Source organism: Variovorax sp. 22077, assembly GCF_052044195.1.
In the GTDB taxonomy this organism is placed as follows: Bacteria; Pseudomonadota; Gammaproteobacteria; order Burkholderiales; family Burkholderiaceae_C; genus Variovorax; species Variovorax atrisoli.
Map to the genome: position 1 here is coordinate 1 of NZ_JBQEQC010000097.1, position 585 is coordinate 585.

A 585-nucleotide genomic window follows, 5' to 3' on the forward strand; every position below is an offset into this window, starting at 1 on the left:
CCAACCCCGCCTACGTCATCTACACCTCCGGATCCACCGGCAGGCCCAAGGGCGTGATGGTTTCGCATACGGGCCTGAACAGCCTCGGCACTTCGATGACGCAGCGTTTTGTCATCGGCCGCAGCGCACGTGTGCTGCAGTTTTCCTCGAGTGGTTTCGACGCATCGGTGATGGATCTGCTGATGGCCTTTCACGCTGGTGCCACTCTGGTCCTATCAGAGCCACACCGACTGCTGGGGATAGAGCTGGCCCAACTGCTCAATCAGCAGGCTATAAGCCATGCATTGATTCCGCCAGCCGCGCTGGCAACGCTGCCGGATGGCAAATATCCGCACTTGCAGACCGTGGTTGTAGGCGGCGATGCCTGTCCGGACGAGTTGGCCGCACGCTGGTCGAAGGGACGACGCATGATCAATGCTTACGGCCCGACCGAAATCACGATCTGCGCCAGCATGAGCACTCCGATGAATGGACAAGAGCGCCCCCCCATCGGCCGTCCGATCTGGAACACCCAGGTGTACGTGCTCGACGCGGCCCTGCAGCCGGTGCCCGCAGGCGTGTCCGGTGAGCTCTACATCGCAGGCG

1 protein-coding gene is annotated in these 585 nt (G+C 62.1%); it reads left to right on the plus strand.

The features are described 5' to 3' along the window. Nucleotides 1–585, plus strand: a 585-nt coding sequence (locus tag ACTJLF_RS34665; protein ID WP_440884909.1) for an AMP-binding protein, incomplete at both ends; no start/stop codon positions are given.